14 protein-coding genes, 1 tRNA gene and 1 riboswitch are annotated in these 16,378 nt (G+C 70.4%); of the genes, 5 read left to right on the forward strand and 10 right to left on the reverse strand.

All coding sequences use genetic code 11. The annotated features are described in order from the left end of the window. Nucleotides 1-41 precede the first annotated feature (41 nt). Both OG982_RS10935 and OG982_RS10940 read left to right on the forward strand, forming a co-directional pair. Entirely contained in the window at nt 42-1,262 is a 1,221-nt protein-coding gene (locus OG982_RS10935; RefSeq protein ID WP_266948419.1) for an acetyl-CoA C-acetyltransferase, read from the forward strand. Nucleotides 1,263-1,619: 357 nt separating this feature from the next. Next, a complete protein-coding gene (locus OG982_RS10940) occupies nt 1,620-2,432 on the forward strand; it encodes a hypothetical protein (protein WP_266792041.1) in 813 nt (270 codons plus the stop codon). Here OG982_RS10940 and OG982_RS10945 read toward each other — a convergent pair. Next, nucleotides 2,416-2,748 (reverse strand): hypothetical protein, encoded by a 333-nt coding sequence (locus OG982_RS10945; RefSeq protein WP_266787803.1) that lies wholly within the window; start codon nt 2,746-2,748, stop codon nt 2,416-2,418. The genes OG982_RS10940 and OG982_RS10945 overlap by 17 nt on opposite strands. 101 nt (nt 2,749-2,849) lie before the next feature. Between OG982_RS10945 and OG982_RS10950 the strand changes: the two genes are divergently transcribed. Next, nucleotides 2,850-3,080, forward strand: a complete 231-nt coding sequence (locus tag OG982_RS10950; protein WP_048479109.1) for a DUF4287 domain-containing protein — start codon at nt 2,850-2,852, stop codon at nt 3,078-3,080. 125 nt (nt 3,081-3,205) lie between these two features. Here the strand turns inward: OG982_RS10950 and OG982_RS10955 are convergent, their stop codons facing one another. Together OG982_RS10955 and OG982_RS10960 are read right to left on the reverse strand one after the other, a co-directional pair. Beyond that, nucleotides 3,206-4,066: a Bax inhibitor-1/YccA family protein gene (locus OG982_RS10955; protein WP_266787802.1), complete on the reverse strand. Its 861-nt coding sequence runs from the start codon at nt 4,064-4,066 to the stop codon at nt 3,206-3,208. A gap of 136 nt (nt 4,067-4,202) precedes the next feature. Next, nucleotides 4,203-4,284 (reverse strand) — tRNA-Leu (locus OG982_RS10960). Nucleotides 4,285-4,745: 461 nt separating this feature from the next. On the opposite strand from OG982_RS10960, the gene OG982_RS10965 reads away from it, so the two are divergent. Both OG982_RS10965 and OG982_RS10970 read left to right on the forward strand, forming a co-directional pair. Then, the gene (locus OG982_RS10965) at nt 4,746-5,510 is read left to right on the forward strand and encodes an ABC transporter ATP-binding protein (protein WP_266792039.1); all 765 of its coding nucleotides are present in this window, start codon (nt 4,746-4,748) and stop codon (nt 5,508-5,510) included. Nucleotides 5,511-5,565: 55 nt separating this feature from the next. Next, nucleotides 5,566-8,118 (forward strand): ABC transporter permease, encoded by a 2,553-nt coding sequence (locus OG982_RS10970; protein ID WP_266787801.1) that lies wholly within the window; start codon nt 5,566-5,568, stop codon nt 8,116-8,118. A gap of 89 nt (nt 8,119-8,207) precedes the next feature. Here the strand turns inward: OG982_RS10970 and OG982_RS10975 are convergent, their stop codons facing one another. The 7 genes from OG982_RS10975 to OG982_RS11005 all read right to left on the reverse strand — a co-directional run bounded on the left by OG982_RS10975 (nt 8,208) and on the right by OG982_RS11005 (nt 16,082). Further along, on the reverse strand, nt 8,208-9,551 hold the full coding sequence (locus OG982_RS10975) for a cyclopropane-fatty-acyl-phospholipid synthase family protein (protein ID WP_266787800.1): 1,344 nt from the start codon (nt 9,549-9,551) through the stop codon (nt 8,208-8,210). 197 nt (nt 9,552-9,748) lie between these two features. Then, entirely contained in the window at nt 9,749-11,131 is a 1,383-nt protein-coding gene (locus OG982_RS10980) for an NAD(P)/FAD-dependent oxidoreductase (RefSeq protein WP_266787799.1), read from the reverse strand. A gap of 489 nt (nt 11,132-11,620) precedes the next feature. Beyond that, entirely contained in the window at nt 11,621-12,574 is a 954-nt protein-coding gene (locus OG982_RS10985; protein ID WP_266787798.1) for a Ppx/GppA phosphatase family protein, read from the reverse strand. Beyond that, entirely contained in the window at nt 12,571-13,131 is a 561-nt protein-coding gene (locus tag OG982_RS10990) for a DUF501 domain-containing protein (protein ID WP_266787797.1), read from the reverse strand. Before OG982_RS10990 ends, OG982_RS10985 begins: the two co-directional genes overlap by 4 nt. 45 nt (nt 13,132-13,176) lie before the next feature. Beyond that, complete coding sequence (locus tag OG982_RS10995) at nt 13,177-13,665, reverse strand: septum formation initiator family protein (RefSeq protein WP_266787796.1); 489 nt, start codon at nt 13,663-13,665, stop codon at nt 13,177-13,179. A gap of 101 nt (nt 13,666-13,766) precedes the next feature. Continuing rightward, a complete protein-coding gene (eno, locus tag OG982_RS11000; RefSeq protein ID WP_266787795.1) occupies nt 13,767-15,053 on the reverse strand; it encodes a phosphopyruvate hydratase in 1,287 nt (428 codons plus the stop codon). A gap of 273 nt (nt 15,054-15,326) precedes the next feature. Next, complete coding sequence (locus OG982_RS11005) at nt 15,327-16,082, reverse strand: transglycosylase family protein (RefSeq protein ID WP_266948420.1); 756 nt, start codon at nt 16,080-16,082, stop codon at nt 15,327-15,329. Nucleotides 16,083-16,084: 2 nt separating this feature from the next. After that, nucleotides 16,085-16,251, reverse strand: a riboswitch (cyclic di-AMP (ydaO/yuaA leader). Nucleotides 16,252-16,378 lie beyond the last annotated feature (127 nt).

The raw sequence follows: 16,378 nt of genomic DNA on the forward strand, positions 1-16,378 counted from the left end.
GGTCCCGGTAAGAGCCGCAACTCAACCCCCTTGGAGCCCCGATGCCCGAAGCCGTCATCGTTTCGACCGCCCGCTCTCCCATCGGGCGCGCCGGCAAGGGGTCCCTCAAGGACGTCCGGCCGGACGATCTGACCGCGACGATCATCCAGGCCGCCCTCGCCAAGGTCCCGGAGCTGGACCCGCGCGACATCGACGACCTGATGCTCGGCTGCGGCCTGCCCGGCGGCGAGCAGGGCCACAACCTGGCCCGCATCGTGGCCGTGCAGATGGGCATGGACTACCTGCCCGGCACCACGATCACCCGCTACTGCTCCTCCTCGCTCCAGACCTCCCGGATGGCGCTGCACGCCATCAAGGCGGGCGAGGGCGACGTCTTCATCTCCGCGGGCGTCGAGACGGTCTCCCGGTTCGTGAAGGGCTCCTCGGACGGCCTGCCGGACACCCACAACCCGTTCTTCGCCGACGCGGAGGCCCGTACGGCCGCCGTCGCGCAGAGCGAGGGCTCCTCCTGGCGCGACCCGCGCGAGGACGGCCTCGTCCCCGACGCGTACATCGCGATGGGGCAGACCGCGGAGAACCTGGCCCGCCTCAAGGGCGTGACCCGCCAGGACATGGACGAGTTCGGCGTGCGCTCGCAGAACCTCGCCGAAGAGGCCATCAAGAACGGCTTCTGGGCCCGCGAGATCACCCCGGTCACGACCCCGGACGGCACCGTCGTCTCCGCGGACGACGGCCCGCGCGCCGGGGTCACGCTGGAGGGCGTCCAGGGTCTGAAGCCGGTCTTCCGTCCCGACGGCCTGGTCACGGCCGCCAACTGCTGCCCGCTCAACGACGGCGCCGCCGCGCTGGTCATCATGAGCGACACCAAGGCGCGGGAGCTGGGCCTGACCCCGCTGGCGCGGATCGTCTCCACCGGCGTCACCGCCCTCTCCCCCGAGATCATGGGACTGGGCCCGGTCGAGGCGTCCAAGCAGGCACTGAAGCGGGCGGGCCTGACCGTCGGCGACATCGACCTGTTCGAGATCAACGAGGCGTTCGCGGCCCAGGTCATCCCGTCCTACCGCGACCTGGAGATCCCGCTGGAGAAGCTGAACGTCAACGGCGGGGCCATCGCCGTCGGTCACCCCTTCGGGATGACCGGTGCCCGCATCACCGGCACCCTGATCAACAGCCTGCAGTTCCACGACAAGCAGTTCGGTCTGGAGACCATGTGCGTGGGCGGCGGCCAGGGCATGGCCATGGTGATCGAGCGCCTCAGCTGAGGCGGCGACCGGTCCGGACCCGGCCCGCGCCGGGTTTCAGCCGGTTTGATCGCCCCTGACCGAAGCGATCAAGACCGGAGGCCAGACGCCACAAGGGAATCCGCTCGATCCCTTGCGCCGTACTGACGCCGGATCTAATCCCGTCGCGGCCGACCTGTGACCGAATCTCCCCCAGGATGTGACCTTTGTCCTGGGGGATCGGCATTTGCCCAGGTCAGACGGCATGCACTCAGACGTCCCAGGACGAAAGACCTGTCCAATTCATGACGTAATGCACTGCATGCCATTCCCAGGTCGGGTCAAGCTGATGTAGGAAGTCGGGGGATCGAATCAACCAGGAGTTAGTCAGTGAGCGCCATGTCTCTTGCCCTGCTGCTGACCACGGCCGCTGCCACGGCCGTGGGCGCTGCTGCTCTGCACGCCGTCCACGGACTGCGCAAGCAGGTCACCGCCCTGCGCGGTGACCTGTCGGTGTCGGCCCGCCCGCGCGGCGCCGCCGTCCCGCACGCCCGCAGCGCCGTGGAATCCCCCGCCGCCGAGATACGAGCCGCCGTGGCCGAGGCCCTGGCCGAGGAGCGCGAGCGCGAGCTGGCCGAGGCGCGGGCCTTCTGGGCCGCGCAGGAGGCCCGCGACGCCGCCGACGCGCCCTCCCTGCTGGGCGGGCTGACCGGCCTGGGCGAGGACAGCCCGGTCTTCCTGCCCCGGCAGGCGGACATGGTCGGCCTGGAGCCCGTGCTGGGCGAGGAGCTCGACGACTACCCGGTGTACCCGGAGGACTCGGCCGAGCTGGCCGCCGCCCGCCGGCGCCACCCCTCGCACCCCGACTTCGTCCCCGTACAGGCCTCGCACCCGGGCGCCGACCACGAGCGCACGGTCAGCCGCCTGGAGGAGCTCGCGGAGGCCCGTACGGCCCTCGCGGACGTCCGCCCGGGCCCGCTGGGCACCCTGGACGTGTACGTCTTCACCGACGGCACCACGCTGTGCATGACCCCGGGACACCGCGAGACCGCGGAGCGCCTCGCCGAGGCCCTGCGCTCGGGCACCGCGCCGGTCCTGCTGGGCGGCTCGGGCATTTCCGGCGCCTACGCGCTGACCTTCTCCTGCGGTGACTCCGAGGACCCCGAGAGCAACGTCTACATCCTCGCGGACCGCGTCATCGCATCGCTCTGACTTCCGCCCGCTCCACCAGCCGCACGGCCTCGTCCAGCATCCCGGACGGGGCCTTCGCGCTGTCCCGCAGCGCGTGGGCCAGGTCCTGCCCCGCGACCACCAGCTGATCCCCCACGACGAAGATCCCGGCGTCCGGCATCAGCCGCGGGCCGGCCGCCGCGTCCGGGTCTTCCAGCCGCTGCGCCCGTACGGAGAGCTCCCGGGCCACCTCCAGCGCCTCGGCGGCGGCGCCGCGCTGGAGCCGGCTCTGGGGCGCGGACCGCAGCCGGTCGGCGAAACGTTCCACGACGGCGGTCAGGGGCGAAGTATCAAGCACCCGGCCGACCTTACGCGCCGCCCGGGCACCATTGCCAACGGGCGAACTCTCCGGCACGGTGGCGTGAAGAGAACAGCACGGCGATACCTCCGGAGGCGCCCATGTCCGTAGAGTTCTCCGAGCAGACCCACCGCAACATGATCGACAGAATCCCCCTGACCACCGGTCGTGAAGTGTCCGACTGGCTCCGCACCGTGGACGACGGCCCCTCCCTCGTCCGGTTCGAGGAGAAGGTCAGCTGGCTGCGCGGCGCGCACGAACTGTCGTACGGCCAGGCCAAGGCGATCATCCACGAGTACGACCTGCGCAGGGCCGCGAGAAAGTTCGGCTGAGCCCCGCGTCCCGACCGACCCCCGATCCCCTGCCCCCGACCCGTGACCCTCCAGACGCGGGAAGGCCCCGCGAGCGGTGTGCTCGCGGGGCCTTCCCCATGCCGGACGGCGGTGCGCCGGTACGGCTAGTCGTCGCCGGAGAGGATCGAGAAGAGCCGCAGCATCTCCAGGTAGATCCACACCAGGGTCATGGTGAGGCCGAAGGCCGCCAGCCACGCCTCCTCGCGCGGGGCGCCGTAGGTCACGCCGTCCTCGACCTGCTTGAAGTCGAGGGCGAGGAAGCAGGCGCCCAGGATGATGCCGATGACGCCGAAGAGGATGCCGAGGCCACCGCTGCGGAAGCCGAGGCCGTCACCGCCGCCGAACACCGAGAACAGCAGGTTCGCCAGCATGAGCAGCATGAAGCCCACGGCGGCGGCCATCACGAAGCCGTAGAAGCGGCGGGTGACGCGGATCCAGCGCATCTTGTACGCGAAGAGCACGCCCGCGAAGACGCACATGGTGCCGAGCACGGCCTGGATGACCACACCGTCGCCGATGTAGGTGCTGACGGCCGCGCTGATGACACCGAGGAAGACGCCCTCGAAGGCGGCGTAGCCGATGATCAGCGCCGGCGCGGCCTTGGCCTTGAAGGACTGGACGATCGCCAGGACGAACGCGACGAGCGCGGCGCCGATGGCGATGCCGTACGACTTGTTGATGTTCGCGGGGTCGACGGGCAGCGCGATCCAGGCGAGCGTCGCCGTCAGGATCACGGTGCCGAGCGTCATGGCCGTACGGCTCACGACGTCGTCGATCGTCATCACACTGCCGCGGGCCGGAGCCTGCGGCATGCCCGTCGCCGCGTCGGTCGCGTAAGGGTTCGTCGCGTACGGGTTGGTCGCGGCCCCGGCCTGCTGCGCCTGGTGCTGCGCGCCGAAGCCCGCGTAGCCGCCGGCGTCGCGGCTGAACCCCCGTCGCGAGAAGACCGGGTTACTGCTCCTCATCTCACTCCTCCATGGCCACCGTGCGCAGCCTTGCCACAAGAGTAATGCGCTCGCAAAGAAAGCACCCTACTGCTGGAGGAGGATCTTAGGAGAAGGCGCGGCGAAGCCACAGAGGATTAAAGGGGCGCTGCGGGAGTGCCCGAAGCCGGACTTGAACCGGCACGGCCCGAAGGCCAGCGAGGTTTAAGCTCGCCGTGTCTGCATTCCACCATCCGGGCAAGGCCCAGCAGCCCCCGCGTAAAAGCCATGAACGCTGCGTCGAGCCTATCCGGAACACCTACTCGGCGGTTCGGCCGTCAATCCGATGTTGTCTGATTTTATTGGCGCCTGAGGGTTCATCAGACACAAGAACACGGGGTCGGCCCGTTCTGGGCGCCCCTCGCCGACGATCACCGGCGACATGGGAATGACGTAATTTCGATGGCCCGCACAGGCGCCGCGCCACCTCTGGCGCCACCCGCGCGCCACCCCGGGCCACCCCGGCCGCCGCGCGCCGCTTCTCGGGGCTCATGTCATACCAAAGGAGGAGGCGAACCGCCTCCCGGTCAGACTCCAGTGGGCCGGAGAACGGGCACCTCGGCTGATCCGGAGGGGGTAGGGGCGCCGTGAGGATGGATACGTCCCGCAAGTCCGCAGTCCGCGGCCGCCCCGCTCGACAGGAGTCCCCCCTGTGACCACCATGAACTACGCCCCGCACACCACCCAGGCCGTGGCCGCCCGCGCCACCCAGCTCTCCAAGGTGTACGGCCAGGGCGAGACCCAGGTGGTCGCCCTGGACAACGTCTCCGTCGACTTCGCGCAGGGCCAGTTCACCGCGATCATGGGCCCCTCGGGCTCCGGCAAGTCCACGCTGATGCACTGCGTCGCGGGCCTGGACACCTTCTCCGCCGGCTCCGTCCGCATCGGCGAGACCGAGCTGGGCACCCTCAAGGACAAGCAGCTGACCCAGCTGCGCCGGGACAAGATCGGCTTCATCTTCCAGGCCTTCAACCTGCTGCCGACCCTGACGGCCCTGGAGAACATCACGCTGCCCATGGACATCGCCGGCCGCAAGCCCGACCAGCAGTGGCTGGACAACGTGATCGAGATGGTCGGCCTCTCCGGCCGCCTCGGCCACCGCCCGACCCAGCTCTCCGGCGGCCAGCAGCAGCGCGTGGCCGTGGCCCGCGCCCTGGCCTCCCGCCCCGAGATCATCTTCGGCGACGAGCCCACCGGCAACCTCGACTCCCGCTCCGGCGCCGAGGTCCTCGGCTTCCTGCGCAACTCCGTCCGCGAGCTCGGCCAGACCGTCGTGATGGTCACCCACGACCCGGTCGCCGCCTCCTACGCGGACCGCGTCATCTTCCTCGCCGACGGCCGGATCGTCGACGAGATGCTCAGCCCCACCGCCGACGGCGTGCTCGACCGCATGAAGGCCTTCGACGCCAAGGGCCGCACCAGCTGACCCGGGACACCTCCCCAGCCCTCCTCCAGACTTCCAGCCCCAGGACTCGAATCCCATGTTCCGTACAGCCCTGCGCAACGTCCTCGCGCACAAGGCCCGGCTGCTGATGACGGTGCTCGCCGTCACCCTCGGCGTCGCCTTCGTCTCAGGCACCCTCGTCTTCACCGACACCCTCAAGAAGTCCCTCTCCGGCCAGTCCGCCAAGGACTACGCGGGCGTGGCCGTCTCCGTCACCTCGTACGGCCAGGGCCGCAACGACCAGGGCGAGAAGGAGGGCGAGCCGGGCCTGAGCCAGGCCACCCTCGACAAGGTCAAGGCGCTCCCGGGCGTCGACTCCGTCTCCGGACGCGTCACCGGCTTCGCCGGCGTCGGCGACGAGAACGGCAAGCTGATCGGCGCCGGCTGGTCCAACCAGGGCGCCAACTACACGCCCGTCAAGGACGGCAAGAACCCGCGCTACAGCTTCGTCCAGGGTGCCGGGCCGGCCAAGGCCGACGAGATCGCGCTCGACAAGGCGACCGCGGACACGGGCAAGTACAAGGTGGGCGACAAGGTCCGCGTCGCGACCAACGGCCCGGTCAAGGAGTACTCCCTCGCCGGTGTCTTCACCACCGAGGACGGTGCCGTCCAGGCCGGCGGCAGCCTGGTGCTCTTCGAGACCAAGGTCGCCCAGGAGCTCTACCTCAAGCCCGGCTACTTCCAGGAGATGTCGGTCGCGGCCAAGGACGGCACCTCCGCCGACAAGCTGCTGTCCGACATCGAGCCGCTGGTCGACAGCAAGCACACCAAGGCGCAGACGGGCGCGGCCCTCGCCGCGAAGCAGGCCAAGGACATCGAGGAGGGCCTCGGCCAGATGGGCACCATGCTGCTCGTCTTCGCCGGCATCTCGCTCTTCGTCGGCATCTTCCTGATCTACAACACCTTCACCATGCTGGTCACCCAGCGCACCAAGGAGCTGGCCCTGCTGCGCGCCGTCGGCGCCAACCGCGGCCAGGTCATGCGCTCGGTGCTCGCCGAGGCCCTGGTCGTCGGCGCCGTGTCCGCCGTCGTCGGCCTGATCAGCGGCATCGGCCTGGCGGTCGCCATGCGCTCCGTGATCGGCTCCTTCGGCGCCAAGCTCCCGGGCGGCGACATCGTGATCGCCCCGGGCACGATCATCGCGGCCCTGGTCATCGGCATCCTGGTCACCACGATCGCCGCGGTGCTGCCCGCCTGGCGCACCGGCCGGATCGCCCCGGTCGCCGCCATGGGCAGCGCCCACCTGCCGGCCACCGCGAAGTCGCTGGTCGTGCGCAACGTCATCGGCTCGATCATCAGCGTCCTCGGCATCGGCCTGGTCATGATGGGCGTGTCCACGGGCGGCGACACCGGCCGCATGACCATCGGCGCGGGCGCCTTCTTCATGCTCATCGGCATGATCGTGCTGCTGCCGCTGCTGTCCAAGCCGGTCATCGGGGCCGTCCGCCCGCTGCTGCAGAAGGTGTTCGGGATCCCCGGCAAGCTGGCCTCCCAGAACGCCGTCCGCAACCCGCGCCGCACCGCCGTCACCGCCGCCTCCCTGGCGATCGGCCTGACCCTGGTCACCACCCTGTCGGTGCTCGGCATCACCGTGGGCAAGGTCGTCGACCGGATGAGCACCGAGAAGCTCAAGGCCGACTACAAGGTCTCCATGGCCGGCGGCATGGGCTACCTCGACAAGTCGGTGGCCGAGACCCTCACCAAGACCCCCGGCATCAAGGCGGTCTCCCCGCAGACGGCCGGCTACTTCATGGTCGGCGACGACTTCCGGTCCGCCTCCGGCGTCAACCCGGCCGCCATCGGCCAGCTGCTGAACATCGAGACCGTCAGCGGCTCGGTGGACTCCCTCGGCAAGGGCGAGATCCTGGTCGCCGAGAAGACCGCGAAGAGCCAGAAGCTCGCCGTCGGCTCCACGCTCAAGGTGAAGTACGAGGACGGCAAGCAGGAAACCCTCAAGGTCGGCGCGGTCTACAAGGACATGGAGGGCCTGCTCTCCCCCTACGTCCTCGACGACAAGATCCTCACCCAGCACACCGATGAGAGCGCCGTCTCCGAGGTGTACGTCAACGTCGAGGGCGGGGCGTCCAAGGCCGGCCAGCAGAAGGTCGTCGACGCCCTGGGCAAGAACCCGGCCATCAACGTCGCCACCCAGCAGGACATGCGCAACGAGATGGGCGGCATGATCAACACCATGCTGAACGTCATGTACGGCCTGCTCGGCATGGCGCTGATCATCTCGGTGCTCGGCGTGGTCAACACCCTTGCGATGTCCGTCTTCGAGCGGACCCAGGAGATCGGCATGCTGCGGGCGATCGGCCTCGACCGGGGCCGGGTTAAGAACATGATCCGCCTTGAGGCCGTGGTGATCTCGCTCTTCGGAGCGGCCCTGGGCGTCGCCATCGGCGTCTTCCTCGCCTGGGCGGTCGGCACCACCATGGCGAAGTCCATGCCGAACTACGAGCTGATCCTCCCGTGGGACCGGATCGGGATCTTCCTCCTGCTCGCCGCCGTGGTCGGCGTCCTGGCGGCCATGTGGCCCGCCCGCAGCGCCGCCCGCCTGAACATGCTGACGGCCATCAAGACCGAATAGCGGGCCTGCGAGAGACACGGGCAGGGACACGGAAGGGCCCCGGGGCAACACGCCCCGGGGCCCTTCCCGTTGCCCGCAGCGCCCAGGCCCTACGGGGGCGGCGGCGCGCCCCAGGTGCGCAGCCGCAGCGGCAGCCCCGACCGGCCCGTCCCCGCGGGCCGCACCGCGAGGACCTGGTTGACGCCGAGCCGGTTGTGCTCGAAGCCGAGCGCGCTGGCCGCCATGTACAGCAGCCACACCCGGGCCCGCCCGGGTGAGGTGAGCCGGACGGCCTCCTCCCAGTGCCGCTCCAGCCGGGCAACCCAGGCCCGCAGGGTGAGCGCGTAGTGCTCGCGCAGCGCCTCCACGTCGCGGACCTCGAAACCGGCCCGCTCCAGCTCGCCGACGGTGCTGCCGAGCGGCGAGAGCTCCCCGTCGGGGAACACGTAGGCGTCGATGAACTCGTCGACGCGGTACGCCGCTTCGTCGGCCTCCGGGGGCCGGGCGATCTGGTGGTTGAGCAGCCGTCCGCCGGGGCGCAGCAGGCCGTGCAGGGTGCGGGCGTACTCCCGGTAGCGGGCGGCTCCGACGTGTTCGGCCATGCCGATGGACGAAATGGCGTCGTACGGGCCGTCCTTGACGTCCCGGTAGTCCTGAACCCGGATGTCGACCAGGTCGGCCAGGCCCTCCTCGGCGGCTCTCTTGCGGGCGTACGCGGCCTGTTCGCGCGAGAGGGTGATGCCGGTGACCTGGACGCCGTACGCGCGGGCGGCGTGCAGGGCCATGGAGCCCCAGCCGCAGCCGACGTCGAGGAGCCGCTGGCCGGGCTCCAGGGCGAGTTTGCGGCAGACCAGGTCGAGTTTGTCGCGCTGGGCGTCCTCAAGGGTGCCGCCGGGGCTCCAGTAGGCGCAGGAGTACACCATGGAGGGGCCCAGGAGCCGCTCGTAGAACTCGTTGCCCACGTCGTAGTGGTGACTGATCGCCTGGCGGTCGCGGCCCTTGCTGTGGCGGGTGCCGCCGCGCCGGTCGGCCTCCTCGGGCGGCGGCGCGGGCGCCGGCCACGGCCCGGCGAGCGTGAGCAGCTCCCGTACGGCGGCCCGCCGCGCCGGGTCGCGCAGCAGCGCGAGGCCCCCGGCCGGCCTCGGCGGGGCGGCGGCCGGGACCGGTGCGCCGTCGGGGTCCGGGCCGCGCTCCCACAGCAGGCCCGCCACCCGGTCCAGCAGGGCGAAAAGGTCGCCCTCCACGGTCATGTCACCCGCGACCCACGCGCGGGCCAGGCCCATCTCGCCCGGCTTCCACAGCACGCGGCGCAGCGCGCGGCGGCGGCGGACCACGAGAACGGGCCCGCCGGGTGGACCGGCCTCGCTGCCGTCCCAGGCCCGGATGCGCACGGGCAGGGGAGCGCCCAGCAGGGTCTCGGCAACAACGGCCAGCCGCGGCGCGGCGTCGGTCATGGCGCACACCTCCAGAAAGGCTCCGACCCATGGCTCTACCCCGCCGGGGCCCCGGGCAATCAGCGGCGCGGCGGACGAGTGGCCTCCACTCGTGCGGGCACGCCGAAGAGGCCGCCCGCACCACGGATGGCGGGCGGCCCCTTCGGGGTCGTGCAGGGTCTAGCGGGTCGTGCGCGGGTCCTGCCGGACGAGCCGGGTCAGGACGCCTTGGCCTTCTGGGCCGGGGTGGCGGCGGCCGGGGCCGGCGCCGGCTTGGCGGCCTCGTAGAACTCCTCGCGCGGGCTCTCCAGAGCACCGAGGGAGACGACCTCGCGCTTGAGGAACATGCCGAGGGTCCAGTCGGCGAAGACGCGGATCTTGCGGTTCCAGGTCGGCATGGCCATGCCGTGGTAGCCACGGTGCATGTACCAGGCGAGACGGCCCTTGAGCTTGATCTTCATCTTGCCCATGACGATCATCGCCACGCCCTTGTGGAGGCCGAGGCCCGCCACAGCGCCCTTGTTGGAGTGGCTGTACTCCTTCTGCGGGAAGCCCCGCATGCCGGAGACCACGTTGTCGCCGAGGACCTTGGCCTGGCGCAGCGCGTGCTGGGCGTTCGGCGGGCACCAGGCGTTCTCGACGCCGGCCTTGCGGGAGGCGACGTCCGGGACCTGGGCGTTGTCGCCGGCGGCCCAGATGTAGTCGCTGCCCTGGACCTGAAGGGTCGGGGCGGTGTCGACGTGGCCGCGGGGGCCGAGCGGCAGGCCGTAGCGGGCCAGGGCCGGGTTCGGCTTGACGCCGGCGGTCCACACGATGGTGTTGGAGTCGACCTCGAGGCCGTTCTTCAGCACGACGTGGCCGTCGACGCAGGAGTCCATGGAGGTCGAGAGGTAGATCTCGATGCCGCGGGACTCCAGGTGCTCCTTGCCCCAGGTGCCCAGCTTGGGGCCGACCTCGGGAAGGATCTTGTCGGCCGCGTCCACCAGGATGAAGCGCATGTCCTCGCGCTTGATCGTGGTGTAGTACTTCGCGGCGTCGCGGGCCATGTCCTCGACCTCGCCGATCGTCTCGGCACCGGCGAAGCCGCCGCCGACGAAGACGAAGGTCAGGGCCTTGCGGCGGACGTTCTCGTCCGTCGTGGACTCGGCCTTGTCGAGCTGCTCGAGTACGTGGTTGCGCAGGCCGATGCCCTCTTCGACGCCCTTCATGCCGATGCCCTGCTCGGCGAGGCCGGGGATCGGGAAGGTGCGGGAGACGGCGCCGAGCGCGATCACCAGGTAGTCGAAGGGCAGCTCGTACGCCTCGCCGACGAGCGGCGTGACGACGGCGACCTTGCGGTCCTGGTCGATGGTCGTGACCCGGCCGGTGAGAACCTCAGCCTTGGGCAGCACGCGTCGCAGCGGGACGACGACGTGCCGAGGCGAGATGCTGCCTGCGGCCACTTCGGGGAGGAAAGGCTGGTAGGTCATGTACGAGCGCGGGTCGACGACCGTGACGGTCGCCTCGCCGTAGCGCATCTTCTTCATGATGCGCTTGGCTGCGTACAGGCCTACGTACCCACCTCCTACAACGAGGATCCTGGGACGCTCCGTGGTGCTCATGCAACGAGTATCCAGCACCCTCAGGGGTGATGCTCGTGAGCCCCTTCACAAGGAGTGGGAACACCTCTGCTACACTCCGCCGCCCACGTGACCGAGGTCATGGCGCGAAACGGGAACCAACGTGTAACGGGAGTCGTTGTGCACCCGTCCTGAACTGGCCACACGGGCTGAAAGCGGAGTAGACCACCGGGTTCGTGGATACCTACCGACGCGACCCGGCGACCTCCCCGATTCGCACGAACGCTCGCACAAATGGGGCCCGATGACCCCGGGAAGACCCCGAAGCACCCCTCGGGTGACCCGCCAGGCGTCTTTTCCTTGTGAAGAACTTCACGAACCTTCTTTGCCCGACGCCACCTAAGACCCCCGTAAAGGCCCTCCCGAACCCCCGGAAACAGCGGAACGCCGGATTCCGGCCGCCCTCCCCATCGATTCCCAGGCCCCCGCCGCCCTGACCCTGCGGGGTCTCCCACAGGGCCGGGGCACGGGTCACGCGGGATCGAGGACGCAGCTCCAGGCGATGCCGTCGAGGATGTCGTGCTCCGAGACCACGACCTCCGAGGCGCCGAGGCGCTCCATGACGGCCAGCAGGACCAGCGCGCCCGCGCCGATGACGTCCACCCGGCCCGGGTGCATCACCGGGATCGCCGCGCGTTCGGCGTGCGTCGCCGTCAGCATGCGCTCGCTGACCTCGCGGACCCGCTCGTAAGGGATCCGGGCGTGGTGGATCGCCGACGAGTCGTACTCCGGAAGGCCGAGGGCGATGCCGGCCACCGTGGTCACCGAGCCGGCCAGGCCCACCAGGGTGCGGGCCTCGCCCAGCGGGACCGTCTCGGCCGCCAGGTCCAGCGCGGCCTCGATGTCGGCCCGTATGGCGGCGATCTGCTCCGGCGTCGGCGGGTCCGTGACGACCCCGTCGACCACCAGGTGGCGTTCGGTCATCCGCACGCAGCCCACGTCGACCGAGCGGGCGGCCCGCACGTGCTCCTCGCCGACCACGAACTCGGTCGAGCCGCCGCCGATGTCCACGACCAGGAACGGCCGTTCGAGGTGGTCCAGCCCGGTGAGCTCGCGCGTGGCGCCGGTGAAGGAGAACTCCGCCTCCTGGTCGCCGGTGATCACCTCGGGCTCGACGCCCAGGATGTCCAGCACGCCCCGGACGAACTCGTCGCGGTTCTCGGCGTCGCGCGAGGCCGAGGTGGCCACGAAGCGCACCCGCTCCGCGCCCAGTTCCTTGATGACGGCCGCGTACTCACGGCAGGCGGCGAAGGTGCGCTCCAGCGCCTCCGGAGCCAGCCGGCCGGTCTTGTCCACGCCCTGGCCCAGGCGGACGATCGTCATCCGCCGGTCCAGCTCGACCAGCATGCCCGTGGCGGGGTCGCAGTCCGCGACGAGCAGGCGGATGGAGTTCGTACCGCAGTCGATGCCGGCGACCCGGGTCACGCCCGCTCCCCCGCCTGCTCCGCCGTCTGCTCCGCCTTCTGCGCGCACGGGGTGACGCAGGCGCCCTTGGCCCACCACTGCGGCAGCATCGCGAGGGCCTCGTCGCCGAACGGGTTCACGCCCGGACCGGCGGCCAGCGAGTGGCCGACCAGCACGTGCAGGCACTTCACCCGGTCCGGCATGCCGCCGGCGCTCGGGAAGCCCTGGAGCACCTCGATGGCGTCGCGGCGCCGGATGTAGTCCTCGTGCGCGGCCTGGTAGGCGGCGGCGAGCTCCGGGTCCTCGGCGAGCCGGGCCTGCATCTCCTTCATCACGCCGTTGGCCTCCAGCGTGCCGATGGCGGAGGCCGCGCGCGGGCAGGTCAGGTAGTACAGCGTCGGGAAGGGCGTGCCGTCGGGCAGCCGCGGGGCGGTCTCGACGACGTCCGGCTGACCGCAGGGGCAGCGGTGCGCGATGGCGCGGAGCCCGCGCGGCGGGCGGCCGAGCTGCTGCTCGAACGCCTCGATGTCCGCGTCGGTCGGCTCGGTCCGGTCGGTCTGGGGCGGGGGCGTCTGCATGCCTGGAGGAAGTCTCTTCGTTCTCGTGGATGGGTGCGGTACTCGTCAGTCGCCGGGGCGGTCGGCCTTGTCGACGCCGTCCCAGACGTTCGAGTACCAGGGGCGGTCGGAAGCGGCCTGTCCGGTACGGTGCCGCTCCGCGGCCTCGGCCCCGGGGTCCTTCATGATGTAGCCGATCTCTCCCGGCCGCAGGAAGTGCAGGTGCTTGCGCGCCTGCTGCTCCGCGTAGGCCGGGTCCTGCCAGCGGGCCTTCTCGTCCCGGAGTTCCTCCAGGCGCCGGCGCGCGTCGTCGGCGGCCCGCTGCTGCTCCGCGATCTCCGAACGCTGGGACACGTACTGGCGCATCGGATACGCGAGGGCGACGACCAGCGTACAGAGGACGAGCACGAGCAGCGCGGCCCGGCCGGTGAGCCGGCTGCGGCGGACCTGGCGGCGCGACTGCGACCGGTAGACGTGTGCGGCGGTCCGCTCGCCGAGCTGCTTGAGCCTCGTCGCGGTCGAGAAGGTGGAGAACCGGTCCCGGTTCCCGGCCATTGGTCCCGCCTCCCCTCTGTACGCACTACGCACTACGTCCCCGCACACGGTACGGGACCGAGTGCGGGGACGTAGGGAGGCTTGCGCCCCTAAAGGACGGTTCAGCCCTTGAAGCGCGGGAAGGCGGAGCGACCCGCGTACACCGCGGCGTCGTCGAGGATCTCCTCGATGCGCAGCAGCTGGTTGTACTTGGCGACGCGGTCCGAGCGGGCCGGGGCGCCGGTCTTGATCTGGCCGCAGTTCACGGCGACGGCGAGGTCGGCGATGGTGACGTCCTCGGTCTCACCGGAGCGGTGGGACATCATGCACTTGAAGCCGTTGCGCTGGGCCATCTCGACGGCGTCGAGGGTCTCGGTCAGCGAACCGATCTGGTTCACCTTCACGAGCAGGGCGTTCGCGGAGCCCTCCTCGATACCGCGGGCCAGACGCTCCGGGTTGGTGACGAACAGGTCGTCACCGACGATCTGGACCTTGGTGCCGAGGCGGTCGGTGATGGTCTTCCAGCCGGCCCAGTCGTCCTCGAACAGCGGGTCCTCGATGGAGACCAGCGGGTACGCCTCGACGAGCTCGGCGTAGTAGTCGGTCATCTCGGCGGCCGAGCGGGACTGGCCCTCGAACTCGTACTTGCCGTCCTTGTAGAACTCGGACGCGGCGACGTCGAGCGCGAGCGCGATGTCCTTGCCCGGGGTGTAGCCGGCCTGCTTGATGGCCTCGACGATGAGGTCGAGCGCGGCGCGGTTGGACTCCAGGTTCGGGGCGAAGCCGCCCTCGTCACCGAGACCGGTGGAGAGGCCCTTGGTGTGCAGGACCTTCTTGAGGGTGTGGTAGACCTCGGCACCCCAGCGCAGCGCCTCGGAGAAGGACTCCGCGCCGATCGGGGCGATCATGAACTCCTGGATGTCCACGTTGGAGTCGGCGTGCGACCCACCGTTGAGGATGTTCATCATCGGAACGGGCAGCAGGTGCGCGTTCGGGCCGCCGAGGTAGCGGAAGAGCGGGAGGTCCGAGGCCTCGGACGCGGCGTGCGCGACGGCGAGGGACACGCCGAGGATGGCGTTGGCGCCGAGCGAGCCCTTGTTGTCGGTGGCGTCGAGGTCGAACATGGCCTGGTCGATCAGGCGCTGCTCGGTCGCGTCGTAGCCGACGAGCTCCGGGCCGATCTGCTCGATGACGGCCAGGACGGCCTTCTCGACACCCTTGCCGAAGTAACGGTTGGGGTCACCGTCACGGAGCTCGATGGCCTCGAATGCACCGGTGGAGGCGCCGGACGGTACTGCAGCACGGCCGGTGCTGCCATCGTCGAGGCCCACCTCGACCTCGACCGTGGGGTTGCCTCGGGAGTCCAGGATTTCCCGGGCTACGACGACGTCGATGGACGGCACGAGCATCTCCTTCTGGGATGTGACGCTGGGTGTGCGGTGGCGTGTCAGGCCGTGGGATGGCCTTGCCGCCTAGAGCCTAACCGGATCCGGGGACTCGGCCGCCCGACCGCCCGGGTCCTGGGACGAAAAAGGGTCCGAATACCCGTCTTCCGGGACATACGGATCTTGATCATTCGGCCCGACCGGCACAAACGGCACCGCCCGGCGCGTAGGGGAAGACGCGCCGGGCGGTGGGGATCCCGTGTGTTGCTGACCCTCTGTCGGTGGTTACCGAGAGATTCAGCTGAGCTTCAGCTTCTGACCCGGGAAGATCAGGTCGGCGTCCGAGACGATGTCCTTGTTCAGCTCGAAGAGCTGCTGCCAGCCGCCCTTGACGCCGTTCGCCTCGGCGATGGTGCCCAGGGTGTCGCCCGGCTTGACCTCGTAGGAGCCGTTGCCGGTCTTCGGGGCGCTGGTCGTCGGCGCGGCGGGCTTCGGCGCGGCAGGCTTCGGCGCGGCAGGCTTCGGCGCGGGCTTGGACGGAGCCGGGGCCTGGGCGCGCTCGGAGCGGGTGACCGGGGCCTCGGAGCGCTTGGTCTCCTTCTTCGGCTCGGCCTTCTGCTGCTTCTTCGCCTCGGGCTTCGCCTTCGGCTTGGGGGCCTCGGCGGCGCCGCCCTTGTACGAGGAGGTGGACAGGCCCTTGCCGCAGACCGGCCAGGCGCCCTTGCCCTGGCCCTTGAGGACCTTCTCGGCGATGGCTATCTGCTGCGACTTGGAGGCCTTGTTCGCGGTCGCGGCGTACGCCTTGCCGCCGTAGCCGGCCCACGTGGAGGCCGAGAACTGCAGGCCGCCGTAGTAGCCGTTGCCCGTGTTGATGGACCAGTTGCCGCCCGACTCGCACGCGGCGACGCGGTCCCACTCGGAGGCGGTGGCGGCGGAGGCGGAGCCCGCGGCCATCAGGGGCGCCGCGACGGCCACGCCGGCGACACCGGCGAGCGTGACGATGCGGACGGCCTTGGAACCGCGGCGGTGCTTGCCCTTGCCGGAAAGCAGCATGGAGTTCTCCTCACCGACGCCTACGAGGTGAGCTGTCGGGTTCGGGCGAGTGAGTGCCCGGCCACACGTGGCGTGTGGCTTAACCCCTAGCCGTTCCTGACCGTCTCTCAACGGCCCCTCCCGGCGCCTACCTTGGTTCCCCCGCTCCTGCCTTCGGCGCTTGACGCGACGACTGTTCTCTCCGGCCGCCGGCAGGATTCGGCGATGCGGTCGAAGAGGCCCGCGGTGGCGAGCGATTCAGAAGGTAGACAGGTCTCCCCCCGATGTTCAACGAGGAACATCGGGGGTAGACGACC

This window comes from Streptomyces sp. NBC_01551, assembly GCF_026339935.1.
GTDB lineage: Bacteria > Actinomycetota > Actinomycetes > Streptomycetales > Streptomycetaceae > Streptomyces.

Bases quoted from the DNA above. Each gene is read 5' to 3' on its own strand.
- OG982_RS10995 (WP_266787796.1), bottom strand. From the start codon at position 13,665: ATGGCCGGGAACCGGGACCGGTTCTCCACCTTCTCGACCGCGACGAGG.
- OG982_RS10970 (WP_266787801.1), top strand. From the start codon at position 5,566: ATGTTCCGTACAGCCCTGCGCAACGTCCTCGCGCACAAGGCCCGGCTG.
- OG982_RS10940 (WP_266792041.1), top strand. From the start codon at position 1,620: ATGTCTCTTGCCCTGCTGCTGACCACGGCCGCTGCCACGGCCGTGGGC.
- OG982_RS10935 (WP_266948419.1), top strand. From the start codon at position 42: ATGCCCGAAGCCGTCATCGTTTCGACCGCCCGCTCTCCCATCGGGCGC.
- OG982_RS10955 (WP_266787802.1), bottom strand. From the start codon at position 4,066: ATGAGGAGCAGTAACCCGGTCTTCTCGCGACGGGGGTTCAGCCGCGAC.
- OG982_RS10980 (WP_266787799.1), bottom strand. From the start codon at position 11,131: ATGAGCACCACGGAGCGTCCCAGGATCCTCGTTGTAGGAGGTGGGTAC.
- OG982_RS11005 (WP_266948420.1), bottom strand. From the start codon at position 16,082: ATGCTGCTTTCCGGCAAGGGCAAGCACCGCCGCGGTTCCAAGGCCGTC.
- OG982_RS10950 (WP_048479109.1), top strand. From the start codon at position 2,850: ATGTCCGTAGAGTTCTCCGAGCAGACCCACCGCAACATGATCGACAGA.
- eno (WP_266787795.1), bottom strand. From the start codon at position 15,053: ATGCTCGTGCCGTCCATCGACGTCGTCGTAGCCCGGGAAATCCTGGAC.
- OG982_RS10990 (WP_266787797.1), bottom strand. From the start codon at position 13,131: ATGCAGACGCCCCCGCCCCAGACCGACCGGACCGAGCCGACCGACGCG.
- OG982_RS10965 (WP_266792039.1), top strand. From the start codon at position 4,746: ATGAACTACGCCCCGCACACCACCCAGGCCGTGGCCGCCCGCGCCACC.
- OG982_RS10975 (WP_266787800.1), bottom strand. From the start codon at position 9,551: ATGACCGACGCCGCGCCGCGGCTGGCCGTTGTTGCCGAGACCCTGCTG.